Consider the following 17,010-nt stretch of genomic DNA (forward strand, 5'->3'; position numbering starts at 1 on the left):
AACGGGAATTCAAAACCCGGGCCTGTCGACACCCAGTCGACGCTCTTCTGGAATGTCAAACGCCTCACACAAACCTCGCCATGCCTCGCGGGGATCGACACCACTTTCGATCAAGTCTGCAGCGGTGCGCTCGTGACCAGGAATGACCTGCGTATCAATAATCCACTTGGCTCGACCTGAGCCGAACTCGTCCTCGACCAGTTGATGAAACTCCGTCAAACGCATGACCCAACACGCTACCCGAACACGCGTTATTGAACGGCGTTCAGGTACACTGCCGCGCATGAGTAAATCTTCCACCGCGCAGGACATTGCGCTCATCGCCGTCTTCGCGGCCATCATCATCGCTCTCGGCTTCGTCTCCATCCCCGTCGGCGCCGCAGGCGTGCCTATCGTGTTGCAAAACGCAGCCATCATCCTCGCCGGCCTCGTCCTCGGCTGGCGCCGCGGCCTGTTCACCGCAGGTATCTTCCTCCTGGTTGGCCTCGCACTACCTGTGCTTGCAGGCGGCCGCACCGTCATCTCCGCACTCGGCGGCACGACCGTGGGCTACCTTGTGGGCTACCTCGTCTCCGCTACCGTCGCGGGCCTGATCGCCTACCGTGCGCCGTTCCGCCGCAACACCGCGGCTACGATCGGCGTCCTCATCGTCGCCGGCTACGTTGCCCTGTTCTTCCAGTACCTCTGCGGCGTATTCGGCCTCATGGCCCGCGCTGAGATGTCCTTCGGCGCAGCATGGGCCGCACAGGTGCCATTCCTGCTGCCTGACGCCGGCAAGGTCGCCCTCATGATCGCCATCGCAATCGCAGTACACCAGGCGTTCCCTGACCTGCGCGGTAGTCGTCGATAAGCACGATGCCCGTCATCGAATTCAAAGGCGCAGCCGTCACCTACGACGGCAACACCGTCCTTCAGCCACTCACCACGCGCCTGAGTGAACAACGCATCGGCATCATCGGCTCCAACGGATCCGGCAAATCCACCACCGTGCGCCTCATCAACGGACTCATCGAACCCACTTCAGGGCAAGTGCTTTACGACGACCTCTCGCCCACCACCCAAGGCCGCGACGTCCGCAAACGCGTCGGATTCGTCTTCTCCGACGCCGAATCCCAAATCGTCATGCCACGCGTCTCCGACGACGTCGCCTTCTCTCTTCGCCGCTTCAAACTCCCCCGCGACGAAGTGCGATCGCGTGTCGACGACGCTCTCGCCCGCTTCGAACTCACCGACCTCGCCGAAAACTCACCGCACACCCTGTCGGGCGGCGAAAAACAGATGCTCGCACTTGCATCCGTGATGGTGATCGAACCAGACACCATCATCGCAGACGAACCCACGACACTGCTTGACCTGCGCAACCGCAAACGAATCGTGCGCGAACTTAACGCACTCGAGCAGCAACTCATCGTGGTCACACACGACCTGGACATGCTGCGCGACTTCGAACGCGTTCTCGTCATCGACGACGGCGCACTCGTCTACGACAGCAACCCCGCCGACGCCATCGCGTTCTACACCGACCTCATGGATAAAAAACCATGATCCGCGAACTCCCCCTCGGTGTCTACATCCCCGGCGACACACTGCTCCACCGCATGCAGCCAGCGCTGAAGTTCGTGCTGCTGGTGGTCTTCATCATCGGGGTCACTGTCCTGCCCACCCGGCCCTGGCACGCAGCCGCCGCACTCGGGTTTGTGCTGGTGCTCTACTTGTGGGCACGCATCCCAATGAAGATTGCGTGGCGCCAACTCGTGCCACTCCTGCCCTTCCTGATCTTTTTAGGCGCGTTCATGGTGTGGCAAAACGGCGTCGAATCGGCGCCGACGCTACTCATCGGGCTGCTTGCCACCATCGCGGCGGCGAACCTGCTCACACTGACCACCCCGGTCCAGGAACTCCTTGACGCCCTCGACCGAGCACTCGCACCGTTGGGACGCACAGGCGAACTCATCTCGCTCACCATCGCATTAACGATTCGCCTGATTCCGCTGACACTCGCGACCGCGAACGAAGTCCTCGACGCCCGCAAAGCCCGCGGGGCTGGCTTCTCCCTCCTAGCGTTCGGCACTCCCCTGGTCATCCGCTCCGTACGACGGGCGAAGATGATCGGTGAAGCGCTCATGGCGCGCGGCGCCGTGGACTAACCCCACGCAGCGAAAAGGCCCGAAGCGATGTGCCTCGGGCCTTCGACGTTGTGATTTACTCGCCGCGCAGTTCGCGCATGCGCTGCGCAACCGCATCATCGCTGACGTTAGCGTCGGTAGCGGACTGCCCCGGCTCAATCGCCTGTTTCTTGCCAGCGGTGAGCTCGCCTGCCATCTCCGCACGCAGCTGCTCCAAGCGGCCGTGACCAGCCATCTGGATACCGGCCTGCTCAACCTCAGCCATACGACCCTGAATGGAGTTCTGCGCCAACTCGGCGGCACCAAGCGCGTTAGCGTAACGACGCTCAATCTTCTCACGAACCTGATCCAAGTTCGGACCGGACGCAGTAATCGAGTTCATCGACTGCATCGTCTCCGAAACCTTCTCCTGCATCTTCGCCTGCTCCAGCTGCGACAGGAGCTTCGAGCGCTCAGCAACCTGCTGCTGCAGGTGCGCCGCGTTGCGCTCCACAGCCTGCTTCGCCTGAGCTGCCTGCTGCAGCGCCTGGTCGTGGAGCTGCTTAGTATCCTCCACACCCTGCTCAGCGGTGACCAGCTGTGCCGCAAACGCCTCCGCGGCGTTTTCGTACTCCTGCGCCTTCTGCGCGTTGCCCTCGCCGCGAGCCTTATCAGCAAGCTTGAGCGCCTGGCGGGCATTCGCCTGCAGCTTCTCAACATCCTCGAGGCGACGGTTGAGCTGCATCTCCAACTGACGCTGGTTACCAATCACCGCGGCAGCCTGCTGCGACAGTGCCTGGTGCTGGCGCTGCGCCTCGTTGATGGCCTGCTCAATCTGGATCTTCGGGTCAGCGTTCTCTTCGATCTTGTTGTCGAAGAGAGCCATCAGGTAGTTCCAGAACTTGGAAAAGGGGTTCGCCATGGCTAATCACCGCGACCTTTCATCTTCATTAGTTAGTGCGTCAAACTCCACCCACAATAGTCGGGTGAGCTCCGTTACGCTTCCGCAGCCGCCGGAGAGGTAACCGCGAGTTCCTCGTTGAAGGAATGCAGCGACATATTCGCCACCGCTTCCAGCAACACCTCAGACACCGTGGTGTCCAGTGCCTCGCACAGCGCTGCAAGCAGTTCAGAGGACACTTCCTTGCGACCGCGCTCCAGCTCCGAGATGTAGCCGGAAGACACGCGAGCCTCCTTCGCCAACGTGCGAAGGGTTACGCCCTTATCAGCGCGAAAAGCGCGCAGCGACATACCGAGGGCTTCGCGGAACAGCGGCTCACGCGCTGGGGCGGATGCAATCGGCAGTTCTACCGGGGCTTCGTAAAGCAGAGTCGTAGTTGTCATCAGCTGCTCCAACGATCGGTGGTCTAGTTTTGTTCCCGAACGCCAGTCAGCGCACCAACCAGGGCCGCTTCGACCGCGCGTCGGCGAATCTCGTTCCGCGACCCTGCGAGGACTCGGACAGGGGTCGCATGTCCATCGACAAGCGCATACCGGCCCGCTTCCGAATCGAGCAGTTCCGCAGCTTGCGACGACGCCGTCCACTTCGGCCCCGCCAGCCCAATCCACACCGTGCCAGCCGGCATACCGTCTTGCGCACCGGGCCCTGCGACGCCAGTAAGCGCAACCGCCCAATCCGTCCCGCACACCTTACGAGCACCGCGCGCCATCTCGCGGGCCACCGCCGCGGAGACCACGCCTTCTTCCTCAATCAGGTCGGCCGGAACGTGGGCCAACTCGGTTTTGAGCTCCGCCGAGTACGTCACCAAACCGCCGACGAGTACGTCGGAAGCACCCGGCACGTCCGCAAGGGTCGCAGCAGCAAGCCCGGCAGTCAGCGACTCGCAAAAAGCGATGGTTTGGTTCCGGGAACGTAGTTCGTCGATAAGCAATTGCGCCGTCGTCATTTGTTCGCCTTTCCTGCATCAACCAAATACTGCACACCCGTAACCACGGTGACCGCCACCGCGAGCAACATCACCACAAACACCGGCGTATCCGCCCATGCGGGCAACGGACACAAGTACAGGCCAACCGCCAGCGACTGCAGGACAGTCTTCACCTTGCCACCCTTCGACGCCGGCACCACCAGACCGCGACGCAACATCCACATACGCCACACCGTGATCCCCAGCTCACGAGCCACGATCACCACAGTGACCCACACCGGCAACGGCCCCGCAATATTCAACGTAACCAGCGCAGTAATCATCAACGCCTTGTCCGCGATCGGATCAGCAATCTTGCCGAAATCCGTAATCAGCCCCCGCGCACGAGCAATATCCCCGTCAAGCTTGTCTGTGATCATCAACGCCACAAACAGGCCAAACGCCCACCACCAGCGCTCCGAAAGCACCAGCCACGCGAACACAGGAATGAACAGAATCCGCAGAGACGTCAACACATTCGGCAGATTCCAATTCGACGGCTTATCCGTTTGCATCACGCGATCCACCATACCCATCTCACGCGTTCCACCTAGACTGCCCTCCATGAAGTATTTCGCAGCAACCTACACCTACGGCGAGCAAACGCTTGTCGACGACACCCGCCCCGCCCACCGCGAATTCATCTCCTCGCAACTCGCACTCGGACGCATCGTGGGATCCGGCCCTTTTATCGGCGTCAATCAAGCCCTGATCATCCTGCAACTGCCCGACACTGCCACTGAAGCTGATGCGGCGGCCGTGCTGGATCAAGACCCATACACGACCGCCGGCGCACTCGCAGCGCGCGAGATCCGGGAGTGGAACCCGGTGATGAATATCTTCGGCTAAGCCTTCCTACCCCCACGCGCGACATCGAGGTGGGCGGTCTCGCGCGATCCCGTCGCGGTGTGATCGCCCTTGCCAGATGTCGCCGGGTCGTCGATCCACTCAACATGGTGTCCGTGACGGTCGACCTTGCGGCGGTTGCCGTGGTCGTCGAAATCAATGTGGTACTGGTTTTCGTTCGGATCACGGACACCTGCCTTCACGTCGGCGCAGTCCTTGATCACAGATGCAACCGCGGTAATGATGAGCACGCCGACAATGACCAGCAGCGACGTCACGGTACCGATCTCCGGAACAGCCACATTCTCGCCGCCGTTAATGAACGACAGGTTATTTTCGTGCAACGCGTGCAGCAGCAGCTTCACACCAATGAAGCCCAGCACCACCGCAAGGCCGTACGGCAAGTACACCAGCCGGTCCAGCAGGCCGTTGAGCAGGAAGTAGAGCTGGCGCAGGCCAAGCAGCGCGAACGCGTTGGCGGTGAACACGAGGAAGGATTCCTGGGTGATGCCGTAGATCGCCGGGATGGAGTCGAAGGCGAACATCACGTCGATGAACCCGATGGACAGCAGCGCCACAAACAGCGGGGTAACCGCGCGCTTGCCGGCCTGGGTAGCGGAAACGAGACGGTCTCCGTGGTACGAGCTGGTCACCGGAATAACCTTGCGTAGCGTCTTGACCACCATCATGTCGTTCGGATCCGGATCCTCTTGGTCCGTCACCTCGTCGTACACCATCTTGATCGCGGTGTAGATCAGGAAGGCGGCGAAGATGTAGAACACGTCCGACCAGGCCTCGATGATCACGGCACCCAGCAGAATGAATACGAGACGGCAGATCAGCGCGATCACGATGCCGATCAGCAACACCTTTTGCTGATATGCACGCGGGATCTTGAACGCACCCATGATCAGCGCGAACACGAACAAGTTATCTACCGACAGCGACAGCTCAGTGATATAGCCAGTGAAGAACTGCATGCCGTGTTCGCCGTCCCACAGCCACCACACGATCCCGCCGAAAATGCAGGCCATGGTCATGTAGAACAGGGCCCAGCCGCCCGATTCCTTCATCGTCGGCTCGTGCGGGGTACGCACGTGCGAGACGAAGTCAAAGATGAAAAATCCCAGGATCACCGCAGAGGTGATCAGCCAAATACTTAACGGCACATGCATGCGTTTAATCCTCCGGTAGCAGAAACGACCGGAGGTCTCCCCCACCCAAGTGGGCTGTTCGGACCGGGGCCATCACTTTTCGACGACACCGTGTTGACGATCCAGAACACTTCCGGGGTACTCCCCTCCAAGTGGGTAACACAATACACACACTTTTTTGGTGTCGCGAATGTGGATAACCACCCCAGTTTGTTGATGTGTCAACGCGGTTATCCACAAGGGCCCTGCCGGGCATTGCGCAACTGGTTTAACGTGCGAGGCATGAGCCCATTTGAAACCTTCCTCGCAGACCTGCCCACGGTGGATAGCCTGCAAGGCTTCAACCGTGCAGCCGCACTTGCCAGCCGCTGCCGGCCAGCAACCGTGACCGCCTGGGGCCGCATCCACGACGTCTACTTCGGCGCCACAAAGTGGACCAAGCAGCAGCGCCGAGCCCTTGAGGCGGCCCGCGCTGGCGCGTTCGACTTGGACCGGCTGTCGTACATCGAGAACCGGCTGACTGCAATCGACGATGAGGGCGAACGTTGGCGCGTGCGCCACAAGCTCCTCGCCGTCCACGGCAGCTTCGCCACACTGCGCCAGGCTGCAAAAGACCTCATCCCACCAACGGCGCCGAGGATGCCGAAGGCACAGGTCACGTTCTCCTGCTCCACCCTTGGGATGCGGACGATGAGGGTCACCGCCTCCGAGCGAGACATCGCGGATCTCGAGCACGCCCTGCGCCAGCACGTGGACAGCTCACGGCCCGCGGCACCGCAGATGCTTGACGCCTTTCTCTCACTGCTTCGCGACGGCACCTCCATCCCACACGCCGCTCCCCGCCCTATAGTGCTCGCACCGCTACCTGAGCACATCCAGATCCTCTCCGGCGACGGCGAGGATGTGACCCTCGTACTTACCGACGGCACCACCATGACCGGAGCCGAGTACCTCAATCTCACCTTCGGCGAAATCGCCCTGTTCCACCCGCAAGCCGGGGCGGTGAACCTCTACCGGACACAGCGCTTCGCCAACCAAAAGCAGCGCGACCTCGCACGCCTGCTCATGCCTCGTTGTCCCTTCCCCTCTTGCCGTCATGGAGCTGACTCGTGCGAGATTCACCACATCACGGCCTGGAAGCACGGCGGCGAAACCAACATGGATAACCTCGCACCCCTGTGCAGCTACCACAACCGGGTCAACGACGACGACCCTTGGCACACCAGTCGAGGGCGCATCGAAATCATCAACGGCACCCCGACATGGGTCTCGCCAAGTGGTGTGCCGGTTCCCGTGACCGAAGCGGGGGCAATGCAGCAACTCTTCGGCTAGCGGCTACTTAGCGACGAAAACCCGCACACGGCGGGTTATTCGACATGCCCTCAGACAGGCTAGAAGGCTCCCCCAGTGGGGTTGTACGTGGCGGTGACGGTGCGGGTGTCGCCGTCGGTGCCGCCAGTGTCACTGCCAGAGTCAGGGCCGTCGGTGGTGGTGTCGTCGTCAAGCATGACGTCCTTGGGTGCCTCAGCCGGATCGGCGCCCTTGATCATCCAGATGATCGTCTCCAACTCCTCCGGCTTGACCAACACCTCGCGAGCCTTCGACCCCTCAGACGGGCCGACCACGCCGCGAGATTCCATCAGGTCCATCAGGCGGCCAGCCTTGGCGAAACCGATACGCAACTTGCGCTGCAGCATCGACGTCGAACCCAGCTGGGAGGTCACCACCAGCTCGACGGCCTCGAGGAGGTCGTCCATGTCCTTACCGATGTCGTCGTCAATGACCTTGGCTTCCGCCTGCTTATCCTCCGTGACGCCCTCAACGTAGTCGGGTTCGTCCTGTTGGGACTTCGCAGCGTCGACAACCGCCTGGATCTCCTCGTCCGAAACGAACGCGCCCTGCATACGCTGCGGCTTGCCGGCACCCTGCGGGATGAACAAACCATCACCCATACCGATGAGCCTCTCGGCACCGCCCTGGTCGAGGATCACGCGAGAGTCCGTCAACGACGAGGTCGCAAACGCAAGACGCGACGGCACGTTCGTCTTAATCAGACCAGTCACCACATCCACGGACGGACGCTGGGTCGCAAGCACCAAGTGGATACCGGCCGCACGCGCCTTCTGCGTGATACGAACGATCGAGTCCTCGATTTCCTTCGGCGCCGTCATCATCAGGTCTGCCAACTCGTCGACAACACACACGATGAACGGGTACGGACGCATCTCACGCTCCGACCCCGGAGGGGCCGTCAGCTCACCAGAGCGCACCTTGCGGTTGAAGTCCTTGATATGGCGCACGCGCGCGGACTTCATGTCCATATAGCGCTGCTCCATCTCCTCCACCAACCACTGCAAGGCTGCGGCCGCCTTCTTCGGCTGAGTGATAATCGGCGTGATCAGGTGCGGGATGCCCTCGTACGGGGTCAGTTCCACCATCTTCGGGTCCACCAGGATGAGGCGGACCTCCTCAGGGGTGGCGCGCGTGAGCAACGAGATGAGCATGGAGTTCACGAACGCTGACTTACCGGAACCCGTCGAACCCGCAACCAGCAGGTGCGGCATCTTCTGTACCGACGACGCGATGAAGTCGCCTTCGATGTCCTTGCCCAGACCGATGAGCATCGGATCGTCCTGCGACGCCACGTTCGGTGCGTCGAGCACGTCGCGCAGGCGCACCATTTCGCGGTCAGCGTTGGGTACCTCGATGCCGACGGCGGATTTGCCGGGGATCGGGGTGAGCAGGCGGACGTTGTCGGTGGCCACCGCATAGGCGAGGTTGGACTGCAGGTTGGTGATCTTGGAGACCTTCACACCTGGGCCAAGTTCGACCTCGTAACGGGTCACTGTCGGGCCGCGGGAGAAGCCGGTGACTTGTGCGTTGACGTTGAATTCTTCGAAGACATCGGTGATGGCTTCGATCATGCGGTCGTTGGCTTCGGTGCGCGTCTTCGGCGGGTTGCCGGGGATGAGCAGGTCGGTTGAGGGCAGGGTGTAGTCGCCCTGCGGGATCTTGCGTACCTGCTTCGGTGCCGGTGGTTGGGTTTCGGACTTTGGGGTGGTTGCAGGGATTTTGGAGGCGTCGATGCCGGAGCGTGCGGCGATGGCTTTCGCCATCTGCTCGCGCGAGGTCTCGACGGCATCGGGGGCCACTGCTTGTCGACGATCCGACGTCTCTTCCGGGCGCTCCAACACCTTCGTCTCGTTGGGGTTGTTGTCGGCGCGGGTCGTCTGCGCTGGTGCCGGCGCTGGCGTCGGTGCAGGGCGACGCTTCGGACGAGGAACGACCGTGGTCGCCTCCGGTTCTGGTTCTGGTTCGGAGGTGTCGTCGGTGTCGTTGAGGTCGTCCGCAAAGTCGAACAGGTCGTCGTCTTCGTCCTCGTTGGTGGGGTAACTCTCCATCGGCGTGCGCGGGCGGCGCGGACGGGGCATCAGACGTGGCGCTGGACGCGACGCGCGTGGGCGTGGGCGGTCGCGGCCTTCTGCAATGTCATCGAGGTCTGCGTCGACGTGCGAGTACGGGTCGTCGTCCTCATCGTCTTCTGCGTTGAGCATGCCGGTAACGAGGCCCTTGACGTAGTCGTAGGCCTCGCGCACCGTAATACCTGTCGCTTTGAGCGCACCGTACAGCACGATCAAGCCCAGCAGCGGCACGGCAACGAACGAGGAAAAACCAGCAGCGAGCAAACCACCGGTGAAGGCACCGATCGCGCCGCCAGCGATCCTGCGGTCTTCCCATGCCGAAGGGTTGCCGGCAAACACGTGGATGAGGCCAAGCATCGCCACTGCGATGATGCTGAAGCCCAGAGCGGCGCGTGCGCGAACCTCGTCGCTCGCGCGCACGTTAAGCATGAGCGCAATAGCGACGCCGACGAGCACGACCGGCAGGATCAGCGCACCCGCACCGATCAACCAATGGGTGCCGGTGGAGATCAAATCCCCGACCGGGCCCGCAACATCGAACCACACTGAGCCGCCGATGACGGCCGCGAGGCCGATAAGTACAAGACCCCATGCGTCGGCGTGGTGCTCGAAGGTGCTGGAACGCGGCGTGGGGTCGTCGTCACGCTGTTCGAGCTCGTCGTGGTCGTCGTACTGGTCGCGTCGCGGGCGACGGCGTGAGGTACTCAGATTCTCTTCTTCCTGCTCATGGTGGCGCGGCTCGCGCCGGAGAAACGAACCGACGCCGCGGGCTGCGGCGCCGAGGGAACTACCGACCACTTTGTACGCAGAGCCGACGCGCTCATCGGCAGTGTCGGCGGCCACGGTGGAAGAGGTCGGCGGGTGTGTCATCGACACCGGCCCGCCGTAGCGGGTGCCGTCCGCCGAGCGGCGTGAAGAAGACCGCGAGTTACGCGGTGCGGTGTTTTTGACAGACATGGGTGTAACTCTAACGCCTTAAGTCACATTTTCCCCATACGCCACACCAGAGGCACGGTGTCAAGCGTTACATCTTGACATCCAGACCATCGAGCGCTTCCAATGCGCCGGTCAGTTCAATCTCCGCAGCGTTGCGACCCGATACCCACAACAGCAATTCGCCGGGTGCTCCGCTGACGCGCACGACGTCGTCGCCACGCTGTGCCACCCCTGCCTTATCCCCGAGAGTCACCGGCGGCAGGTCCGGCGGTGTCAGAATCACGGGCGCTTGAGCCTTCCGAAGCGTCATTGCGCCAAAGCGCTTCGCCAGCGCCAACAGTTGCGCATTCACCACACGGGAGAACTCGCGCGGGCGCACCTCTCCCCCACCCCGGCGCACATCCTCGTGGTGAATAAAGTGCTCGGCAGTGTTCATTGCAGCATCGAACGGCTTGATCCACACCGGCGGGCCGGCCGCCCACTCGTTCACCACCTCGGTGTATGGGCGGGCCTTCACCTTTGAGGTTTCCTTCTCCGTCATACCCGACAGTGCGTCCACGAACATGCCCGGCAACGCCAAGGGCTTCGACTCGCGGATCAGCAGGTGTGCGGCCAAGTCGAAGGTGTTCCACCCTTCGTTCAAGGTGGGCGCATCAGGGCCTACCTCAAGGAACAACTCGGCCAGACGTGAGCGTTCTCGTTGTGCAAAAGACATGCCAACGAGCATAGCCACGAGCTTTTAGAGCAGCTGCGCGCTCCGGAACACGCTAAAGAGATTCTGCTCGATATTGATGAACACTCGGAGTACAGGTGCGAACATCGCCCACGTCTTGTCAGTGGTCACGACCCGACCCGACGCGCCGTAACCCAAATCGGTGACCGTCTGACCTTCGACGTAGCACCCCTGCATGCCACCTTTGTAGTGTGCGCACAGGATCTGGTCGCCGTCGAAACGACCCAGCACGCGAATCGCATCGTTATTAGCCGAGTAGTAGTCCTGATCACCAGGGCGCACAACGTCGTGGCTCATCCAGTATCCGGTGTAGCCCGGATCGTACGGAACCGGTGTCCCCTCCGGCAGCGGATGTGCTCGCTCGTCGGCAAGTGCAGGCGTGGCTGTGAGAAGGGTCGCGGTGGCGGTGAGTGCTACGAGTGACTTTTTCATACCTCTGAAATAGCAAAATCGGGGCCCGGCGTTACGGCCAGACCCCGATTTGGGGGTTAACGCAGCGAACTAGCGGGACTCGCGGGTAGCGGCGATTTCCTCCTCAGTCGCGATGTGGTTGTCGGACGACATCGGCACAACGGTCGGCAGGATCACAGGCTGACGCTTGTAGTTCTGCTCGATCGCGCGCGAGACCTTGCGGCGGATCTGCTGCACCATGCGGAACGGATCGTTCTCGCCTTCCGCGGCGAGGTCACCCATGACGGCTTCGACCCCCTCGACGACCTTCTTGTTGAAGTCGCGGTCATCGTCGGAGTAGCCGGTCGTCGATACGCGAGGTGCTTCGAGGAGACGACCGGTGGCGTCGTCGATAACGCAGGTAATCGACACGACACCGCCGGATGCCAGCGACGTACGATCGGCGAGCACGTCCGGGTCGACGTCACCCATGGTCACGCCGTCGACGTAGAGCTGGCCCACCTGGTACTGGCCGGCAACCTTGATGTTGCCCTTGTGCATATCGACGACAACACCATTCTGGGCAAGCGCCGTGTTGTTCGGCTTCACACCAGTAGAGATCGCGAGCTCCTTGTTCGCGCGCATGTGACGCCATTCGCCGTGCACCGGCATGGCGTTGCGCGGGCGTGCAGCGTTGTACAGCGCAAGCAGCTCGCCAGCGTAGCCGTGGCCGGACGCGTGAACGTGCGCTTCAGCGTTGGTGATCACGTTCGCACCGATCTGGGCGAGGTTGTTAATCACCGCAAACACGGCCTCCTCGTTGCCCGGAATGAGCGAGGACGACAGGATGATCGTGTCGCCGTCGTGGATGGTGATCTGACGGTGCTCGCGGCGAGACATGCGCGACAGTGCCGCCATCGGCTCACCCTGCGTACCCGTAGTGATCAGTACCGTCTTATGCGGGGCCATCTTCGCGGCTTCTTCGATCGGAATGATCGTGCCCTTCGGAGCCTTGAGCAGGTTCATCTTCTCCGCAATCTCCATGTTGCGGAGCATGGATCGGCCGTTGAAGGCAACCTTGCGGTTGTTGGCCACAGCGGCGTTGACCGCCATCTGCACACGTGCAACGTTGGAGGCGAACGAGGCAATGACAACGCGCTGGCGAGCATTACCGACGAGGCGGATCAGCGTCTCCTCAATACCCGCCTCCGAGGCGGAGATGCCCGGGATGGTGGCGTTGGTGGAGTCACACATGAACAGGTCGATGCCCTCGTCGCCAAGACGCGACAGGGCTGGCAGGTCGGTCGGCTTGCCGTCGTACGGGGTCTGGTCAACCTTGACGTCGCCGGTCATCACGACGTGGCCGGCACCGGTCTTGATGGACACGCCGAGGCACTCCGGAATGGAGTGGTTGACGTGCCAGAAGCGCAGGCGGAACGGGCCGACGGTGACCTCGGAGTCCTTGTTCACGTCGTTGAGCTTCGGACGCTGGCGGTGCTCCTGCGTCTTTGCCTTGATCAGGGCATTGGTGAACTTGGACGAGTAGATCGGGATGTCGTGGCGCAGCTTCAGCAGCCACGGGATCGCACCGATGTGGTCTTCGTGGCCGTGGGTGACGATGAGCGCGTCGATCTTGTCCAGCTTGTTCTCAATCGGGCCGAAGTCCGGCAGGACCAGGTCCACGCCCGGCTCGTCGGAGTTCGGGAACAGCACGCCACAGTCCACGATAAGCAGACGGCCGTTGTATTCGAAGACCGTCATGTTGCGGCCGATTTCGGAAATGCCACCAAGTGCGTAGATACGCAGGGTGTCCTTGGCCAGTTTCGGCGGGGCTGGCAAGCGCTTGGTCAGGTCGGCGCCTTGCATTCCCTTCACCGGGTTGCGACGACCGCCGCCCTGGTTGCCACCGCGACCACGGCCACGGCGACGGTTTCGGCTGCTGCCACCACCGTTGCCGCCACCACCGTTGCCGCCATTGCCGTTGCCACCACGGTTGCCGCGCGGCCTTTCGCCGCCATTGCGACCACCGTCGCGACCGCCATCACGGCCCGCGTCACCGCCATTATCGGCGGTGTTCTTCTGTGCGTTTGTGTCCGGGGTCTCCGGAGCTTGGAAGACCGGCTGTTGATCAGCCGGTTCCGGGGGTCCTGCCTTGCGCGTCACCTTACGGGCGCGGTTGCGGGGTTCGTTCATATTTATAGGACTCCAGCCTGTTTCATATCTTCTTGGAGCCGCTTGACCTGATCGGCTGTCGCTGGTGCGACAGGCAGGCGCGGGTCTCCCACTTCGATGCCCTGCAGTCGCAGAGCTGCTTTTGCAAATGTCACGCCACCCAGCTCGGCCTGCTGCCGTGCGAGGACGTTGAGTACGTTGGCGTTGATTTCCCGTGCGCGGGTGAGGTCGCCAGCCTCGAATGCGTCCACGAGTCCCCGCAGCGCTTGTGGTGCTGCGTGTCCGACGACGGAGATAACTCCGGTTGCGCCGAGTGTGAGCCAGGGCAGGTTGAGCGGGTCGTCGCCTGAGTACCACGCCAGGCCTGTCTCTTGGATGAGCCCTGCGGCTTCGAAGAGGTCGCCGCGGGCGTCTTTCATTGCCTGAATGTTGTCGACCTCAGCGAGTTCGCGGATCGATTCGGCAGTGATGGGGATCCCGGAGCGTCCCGGGATGTCGTAGAGGCAGACGGGTAGGTCGGTTGCGGCTGCGATTGCTTTGAAGTGCGCGACTACTCCGGCCTGTGAGGGCTTGGAGTAGTACGGGGTGACTGCGAGCAGGGCGTCTGCGCCCGCGTCTGCAGCTTGTTGTGCCAGCGTGACTGCGTGGCGGGTGTTGTTGGAGCCGGCGCCTGCGACGATTTTTGCGTTGGTGCCAACTTCTTCGCGCACTGCTTTGAGCAGCTCAACTTTTTCTTCTGCGCTGGTTGTTGGGGATTCGCCGGTGGTTCCGGCGAGGACGAGTGTGTCGATTCCGTTTTCTACAAGGTGGGCAGCAAGCCGACGTCCTGCGGCGAGGTCGAGGTTGCCGTCGGAATCAAACGGCGTAACCATGGCGACGCAGACGGTGCCGAATGTGTTGGCACCTGTATCAACTTTGCATGATGAGCCCATGAGCAAGAAGAATACCTCCTATTGACACGTATGTGCTTATCGACGTTCCCCTGCCGCCAAATCTTCAAACACCAAGGGCGCTTCCGGCTGGAGCACATCGAGGCACGCGCGTGCGATCATTCTGATTTCTTTGTCTTCATATTTTCCGCTGTGCTTCTCGACGAAACCACGCCACGCCCCGTACGACCCTGTGATTACCAGTTGCGTTGCGGTGGCTAAGGGCTGAAGCAAGCGTGCTGCTTCGGCGGCTCGTTTGCGCCGAGAGAGCAGGTTGGGGTCGTCGACAAGCACGTGCTCGAGGCCGTCGAGGAGTTCTTGGCGGATGAATGCAATGTGTTCGATGGCGGTGTCAAACAGGTTGACGAGGTCCTCGTCTTCCGCGATGAGGTGTGGGACGACCGCGCCGTCGTCGTCACGCAGGCTCACCGCGAAACCGGGGTGTGCATGGATGATTTCTGCCGCGGCGCGCGATACCCCGTACACGTGGAGGGTGGCGCTGGCGTGGGCGAGAAGGTCGGTGCGGTCGTCGTCGATAAGCCTGCGCAGCACTGTTTCGGCGTCGTGGGACGACATTGCGGCGTGCGCGATAACCGCCTCTGCGTCGGTGACATCGGTGCCGCCTGCGGGGCGGGTGTTGCGCAGGGCGGTTGCGGCGACGAGTTCGGCACGCATTTAGAGCCCGAGGTACTCGTCGAGGCCGATCGTCAGGCCCGGGCGGTTGGCCACTTCGCGCACACCAGTCAAAACACCTGGGACGAAGGATTCACGGCCGTAAGAGTCCTGACGGATGGTCAGTGACTGATCGGTGGTGCCGAAAATGACCTCTTCGTGCGCGACCATGCCCTGCATGCGTACCGCGTGGACAGGCACACCGTCGACATCGGCGCCGCGGGAGCCGTCGAGTGCTTGCTCGGTCGCGTCCGGCATCGCGTCCATACCGGCTTCCTTGCGGGCCTGTGCAATCCCCTGCGCTGTCTTGACTGCGGTGCCGCTCGGCGCGTCGAGTTTGTTCGGGTGGTGGAACTCGACGACCTCCGCCGACTCGAAGAATGGCGCCGCCTGGCGGGCAAACGCCATGGTGAGTACCGCAGAGATGGCGAAGTTCGGAGCGATGAGCACGCCGACTCCCTCGTTGGCGGCGCACCAGTCGCGGACCTGCTGGTAGCGGGCATCGTCGAAGCCAGTCGTGCCAACAACGCAGTGGATGCCGTTGTTAATGCAGAACTCCAGGTTGTCCATCACCGCGTTCGGGGTGGTGAAATCGACGATGACGTCGACGCCTTCGTCGACAAGCGTTTGTAGCGAGTCCCCCTTGTTGATCTCCACCGCCAGCTCGAGATCGTCCGCCTTCTTCACCCCGGCGACGACTGCCGAGCCGACCTTGCCCTGTGCGCCAAGCACTCCAACCTTGATCATGTGCATCCTTTCTTTCGCTCGCCCGCAATGGTAGCGCCACCTAAGCTGGGCGACTATGAAACGCCACACGACACTACTTATCCCGGGTGCCATTGCGGCGCTGCTGCTCGGCGCGTGCTCTGCGGACAACGACACCGGCACTGATTCCAATACCGACGCCACCGTTACAGCACCAACGTCGCAGAGCACGACCGCTACCTCGAGCGAAGCGGCGACGACCACTGATGTCTCCCCTGCCGCAGCAGCTGCCCCCGTAGAGCCCCCCACCAAAGATGGGTTCTCGCTCGAAGACACACACATCCAGTCCGAGCAACTCGCCGAGATGATGGTCGAAGACGTGCGTGCTGGTTCGCACGAGGGATACGACCGCCTCGTAGTGGAACTGTCTGGCACCGGTTCGCCGAGCGTGATCGCCGGGTACGACACCGACCCGCGCCAGCAGGCTTCCGGCTTCCCACTGAAACCCGCCGGTAATGCGTACTTCACGCTGATCATCCAGGGTGTGCCGCTAAGTATGTCTGCAGATGAGGCAGTCTTGGCTAAGTCCAGCCCTGCCGGCGTGGCGGCCGGCAGCATCACGGAGATCGCGGACGGCGGCGTGTTCGAAGCGGACGCCCAGTACGTTGTCGGTTTGGACAAGCAGCGCCCGTACAAGCTCAGCGTGCTTGAAAACCCGACCCGCATCGTCGTGGACTTTCAGAAGTAATGAACGCCACATCGTGGCTTGGGCTCGCCTTCGTCATCGGGGTGAGTGTCCTTGGGTTGTTCGTCTTGTGGCGCAAGTTGCGCGAGATTCAGCGCAGCGATCTTGACGACGACGCCAAGCGCCGCTGGGGCCTGCTTTTCGGTATCTCGCCGCTTGCCGGATTGTTTACGTGGAATCGTCGCGAAGAATTGCTCGGCCATCGTGACGATTCGGAAGAAACTTCCAGTGAGACAGGTCAAGATACAGCGTGATTGCGTTACGCTTCACACC

General features: G+C 62.0%; 20 protein-coding genes. 7 read left to right on the plus strand and 13 right to left on the minus strand.

Annotated elements, in window-relative coordinates:
• Positions 1-9: 9 nt before the first annotated feature.
• A complete protein-coding gene (locus HMPREF2734_RS06215; RefSeq protein ID WP_070569959.1) occupies positions 10-225 on the minus strand; it encodes a DUF3046 domain-containing protein in 216 nt (71 codons plus the stop codon).
• Positions 226-283: 58 nt separating this feature from the next.
• On the opposite strand from HMPREF2734_RS06215, the gene HMPREF2734_RS06220 reads away from it, so the two are divergent.
• Genes HMPREF2734_RS06220 through HMPREF2734_RS06230 form a run of 3 tightly spaced genes read left to right on the plus strand, consistent with a single transcriptional unit; the run spans position 284 to position 2,147 of the window.
• Positions 284-850 (plus strand): biotin transporter BioY, encoded by a 567-nt coding sequence (locus tag HMPREF2734_RS06220; protein ID WP_070422318.1) that lies wholly within the window; start codon positions 284-286, stop codon positions 848-850.
• 5 nt (positions 851-855) lie between these two features.
• A complete protein-coding gene (locus HMPREF2734_RS06225) occupies positions 856-1,545 on the plus strand; it encodes an energy-coupling factor ABC transporter ATP-binding protein (protein ID WP_070569961.1) in 690 nt (229 codons plus the stop codon).
• The gene (locus HMPREF2734_RS06230; protein WP_070569963.1) at positions 1,542-2,147 is read left to right on the plus strand and encodes an energy-coupling factor transporter transmembrane component T family protein; all 606 of its coding nucleotides are present in this window, start codon (positions 1,542-1,544) and stop codon (positions 2,145-2,147) included. The genes HMPREF2734_RS06225 and HMPREF2734_RS06230 overlap by 4 nt, the downstream gene beginning before the upstream one ends.
• 55 nt (positions 2,148-2,202) lie before the next feature.
• Here HMPREF2734_RS06230 and HMPREF2734_RS06235 read toward each other — a convergent pair whose 3' ends face one another.
• The 4 genes from HMPREF2734_RS06235 to pgsA all read right to left on the minus strand — a co-directional run bounded on the left by HMPREF2734_RS06235 (position 2,203) and on the right by pgsA (position 4,548).
• Positions 2,203-3,027 (minus strand): PspA/IM30 family protein, encoded by an 825-nt coding sequence (locus tag HMPREF2734_RS06235; protein WP_070451023.1) that lies wholly within the window; start codon positions 3,025-3,027, stop codon positions 2,203-2,205.
• A 74-nt stretch (positions 3,028-3,101) separates the two neighbouring features.
• A complete protein-coding gene (locus tag HMPREF2734_RS06240; RefSeq protein WP_070422314.1) occupies positions 3,102-3,449 on the minus strand; it encodes a helix-turn-helix domain-containing protein in 348 nt (115 codons plus the stop codon).
• Positions 3,450-3,472: 23 nt separating this feature from the next.
• On the minus strand, positions 3,473-4,012 hold the full coding sequence (locus HMPREF2734_RS06245; RefSeq protein ID WP_070451022.1) for a CinA family protein: 540 nt from the start codon (positions 4,010-4,012) through the stop codon (positions 3,473-3,475).
• Positions 4,009-4,548: a CDP-diacylglycerol--glycerol-3-phosphate 3-phosphatidyltransferase gene (gene pgsA, locus HMPREF2734_RS06250; protein ID WP_083279421.1), complete on the minus strand. Its 540-nt coding sequence runs from the start codon at positions 4,546-4,548 to the stop codon at positions 4,009-4,011. The genes HMPREF2734_RS06245 and pgsA overlap by 4 nt, the downstream gene beginning before the upstream one ends.
• A 49-nt stretch (positions 4,549-4,597) precedes the next feature.
• Here pgsA and HMPREF2734_RS06255 point away from each other — a divergent pair, with 49 nt between their 5' ends.
• On the plus strand, positions 4,598-4,882 hold the full coding sequence (locus HMPREF2734_RS06255) for a YciI family protein (protein ID WP_070422311.1): 285 nt from the start codon (positions 4,598-4,600) through the stop codon (positions 4,880-4,882).
• Here the strand turns inward: HMPREF2734_RS06255 and HMPREF2734_RS06260 are convergent.
• Positions 4,879-6,054 carry a TerC family protein gene (locus tag HMPREF2734_RS06260; protein WP_070569965.1) on the minus strand — a complete coding sequence of 392 codons (1,176 nt, stop codon included), beginning with the start codon at positions 6,052-6,054 and terminating at the stop codon, positions 4,879-4,881. The genes HMPREF2734_RS06255 and HMPREF2734_RS06260 overlap by 4 nt on opposite strands.
• A gap of 261 nt (positions 6,055-6,315) precedes the next feature.
• Here HMPREF2734_RS06260 and HMPREF2734_RS06265 point away from each other — a divergent pair, with 261 nt between their 5' ends.
• Complete coding sequence (locus HMPREF2734_RS06265) at positions 6,316-7,365, plus strand: HNH endonuclease signature motif containing protein (RefSeq protein WP_070569967.1); 1,050 nt, start codon at positions 6,316-6,318, stop codon at positions 7,363-7,365.
• A 59-nt stretch (positions 7,366-7,424) separates the two neighbouring features.
• Here HMPREF2734_RS06265 and HMPREF2734_RS06270 read toward each other — a convergent pair whose 3' ends face one another.
• The 7 genes from HMPREF2734_RS06270 to dapB all read right to left on the minus strand — a co-directional run bounded on the left by HMPREF2734_RS06270 (position 7,425) and on the right by dapB (position 16,034).
• Positions 7,425-10,412 carry an FtsK/SpoIIIE family DNA translocase gene (locus HMPREF2734_RS06270; RefSeq protein ID WP_070569968.1) on the minus strand — a complete coding sequence of 996 codons (2,988 nt, stop codon included), beginning with the start codon at positions 10,410-10,412 and terminating at the stop codon, positions 7,425-7,427.
• A gap of 67 nt (positions 10,413-10,479) precedes the next feature.
• Entirely contained in the window at positions 10,480-11,106 is a 627-nt protein-coding gene (locus HMPREF2734_RS06275) for a TIGR03085 family metal-binding protein (RefSeq protein ID WP_083308115.1), read from the minus strand.
• 24 nt (positions 11,107-11,130) lie between these two features.
• Complete coding sequence (locus HMPREF2734_RS06280; RefSeq protein WP_070451016.1) at positions 11,131-11,556, minus strand: hypothetical protein; 426 nt, start codon at positions 11,554-11,556, stop codon at positions 11,131-11,133.
• A 69-nt stretch (positions 11,557-11,625) separates the two neighbouring features.
• On the minus strand, positions 11,626-13,707 hold the full coding sequence (locus tag HMPREF2734_RS06285) for a ribonuclease J (protein ID WP_070569972.1): 2,082 nt from the start codon (positions 13,705-13,707) through the stop codon (positions 11,626-11,628).
• A gap of 2 nt (positions 13,708-13,709) precedes the next feature.
• On the minus strand, positions 13,710-14,618 hold the full coding sequence (gene dapA, locus HMPREF2734_RS06290) for a 4-hydroxy-tetrahydrodipicolinate synthase (protein ID WP_070483851.1): 909 nt from the start codon (positions 14,616-14,618) through the stop codon (positions 13,710-13,712).
• Positions 14,619-14,654: 36 nt separating this feature from the next.
• Positions 14,655-15,290: an FAD-dependent thymidylate synthase gene (locus tag HMPREF2734_RS06295; RefSeq protein ID WP_070483852.1), complete on the minus strand. Its 636-nt coding sequence runs from the start codon at positions 15,288-15,290 to the stop codon at positions 14,655-14,657.
• Positions 15,291-16,034, minus strand: a complete 744-nt coding sequence (gene dapB / locus HMPREF2734_RS06300) for a 4-hydroxy-tetrahydrodipicolinate reductase (protein ID WP_070569974.1) — start codon at positions 16,032-16,034, stop codon at positions 15,291-15,293. It lies immediately after the preceding gene.
• 55 nt (positions 16,035-16,089) lie between these two features.
• On the opposite strand from dapB, the gene HMPREF2734_RS06305 reads away from it, so the two are divergent.
• Positions 16,090-16,740: an AMIN-like domain-containing (lipo)protein gene (locus tag HMPREF2734_RS06305; protein WP_070569978.1), complete on the plus strand. Its 651-nt coding sequence runs from the start codon at positions 16,090-16,092 to the stop codon at positions 16,738-16,740.
• The gene (locus HMPREF2734_RS06310) at positions 16,740-16,991 is read left to right on the plus strand and encodes a hypothetical protein (RefSeq protein WP_070451012.1); all 252 of its coding nucleotides are present in this window, start codon (positions 16,740-16,742) and stop codon (positions 16,989-16,991) included. Before HMPREF2734_RS06305 ends, HMPREF2734_RS06310 begins: the two co-directional genes overlap by 1 nt.
• Positions 16,992-17,010: the final 19 nt, after the last annotated feature.

It is taken from the genome of Corynebacterium sp. HMSC055D05, from assembly GCF_001810365.1.
Taxonomy (GTDB): domain Bacteria; phylum Actinomycetota; class Actinomycetes; order Mycobacteriales; family Mycobacteriaceae; genus Corynebacterium; species Corynebacterium coyleae.

Bases quoted from the DNA above. Each gene is read 5' to 3' on its own strand.
- HMPREF2734_RS06215 (WP_070569959.1), bottom strand. From the start codon at position 225: ATGCGTTTGACGGAGTTTCATCAACTGGTCGAGGACGAGTTCGGCTCA.
- HMPREF2734_RS06220 (WP_070422318.1), top strand. From the start codon at position 284: ATGAGTAAATCTTCCACCGCGCAGGACATTGCGCTCATCGCCGTCTTC.
- HMPREF2734_RS06225 (WP_070569961.1), top strand. From the start codon at position 856: ATGCCCGTCATCGAATTCAAAGGCGCAGCCGTCACCTACGACGGCAAC.
- HMPREF2734_RS06230 (WP_070569963.1), top strand. From the start codon at position 1,542: ATGATCCGCGAACTCCCCCTCGGTGTCTACATCCCCGGCGACACACTG.
- HMPREF2734_RS06235 (WP_070451023.1), bottom strand. From the start codon at position 3,027: ATGGCGAACCCCTTTTCCAAGTTCTGGAACTACCTGATGGCTCTCTTC.
- HMPREF2734_RS06240 (WP_070422314.1), bottom strand. From the start codon at position 3,449: ATGACAACTACGACTCTGCTTTACGAAGCCCCGGTAGAACTGCCGATT.
- HMPREF2734_RS06245 (WP_070451022.1), bottom strand. From the start codon at position 4,012: ATGACGACGGCGCAATTGCTTATCGACGAACTACGTTCCCGGAACCAA.
- pgsA (WP_083279421.1), bottom strand. From the start codon at position 4,548: ATGCAAACGGATAAGCCGTCGAATTGGAATCTGCCGAATGTGTTGACG.
- HMPREF2734_RS06255 (WP_070422311.1), top strand. From the start codon at position 4,598: ATGAAGTATTTCGCAGCAACCTACACCTACGGCGAGCAAACGCTTGTC.
- HMPREF2734_RS06260 (WP_070569965.1), bottom strand. From the start codon at position 6,054: ATGCATGTGCCGTTAAGTATTTGGCTGATCACCTCTGCGGTGATCCTG.
- HMPREF2734_RS06265 (WP_070569967.1), top strand. From the start codon at position 6,316: ATGAGCCCATTTGAAACCTTCCTCGCAGACCTGCCCACGGTGGATAGC.
- HMPREF2734_RS06270 (WP_070569968.1), bottom strand. From the start codon at position 10,412: ATGTCTGTCAAAAACACCGCACCGCGTAACTCGCGGTCTTCTTCACGC.
- HMPREF2734_RS06275 (WP_083308115.1), bottom strand. From the start codon at position 11,106: ATGTCTTTTGCACAACGAGAACGCTCACGTCTGGCCGAGTTGTTCCTT.
- HMPREF2734_RS06280 (WP_070451016.1), bottom strand. From the start codon at position 11,556: ATGAAAAAGTCACTCGTAGCACTCACCGCCACCGCGACCCTTCTCACA.
- HMPREF2734_RS06285 (WP_070569972.1), bottom strand. From the start codon at position 13,707: ATGAACGAACCCCGCAACCGCGCCCGTAAGGTGACGCGCAAGGCAGGA.
- dapA (WP_070483851.1), bottom strand. From the start codon at position 14,618: ATGGGCTCATCATGCAAAGTTGATACAGGTGCCAACACATTCGGCACC.
- HMPREF2734_RS06295 (WP_070483852.1), bottom strand. From the start codon at position 15,290: ATGCGTGCCGAACTCGTCGCCGCAACCGCCCTGCGCAACACCCGCCCC.
- dapB (WP_070569974.1), bottom strand. From the start codon at position 16,034: ATGATCAAGGTTGGAGTGCTTGGCGCACAGGGCAAGGTCGGCTCGGCA.
- HMPREF2734_RS06305 (WP_070569978.1), top strand. From the start codon at position 16,090: ATGAAACGCCACACGACACTACTTATCCCGGGTGCCATTGCGGCGCTG.
- HMPREF2734_RS06310 (WP_070451012.1), top strand. From the start codon at position 16,740: ATGAACGCCACATCGTGGCTTGGGCTCGCCTTCGTCATCGGGGTGAGT.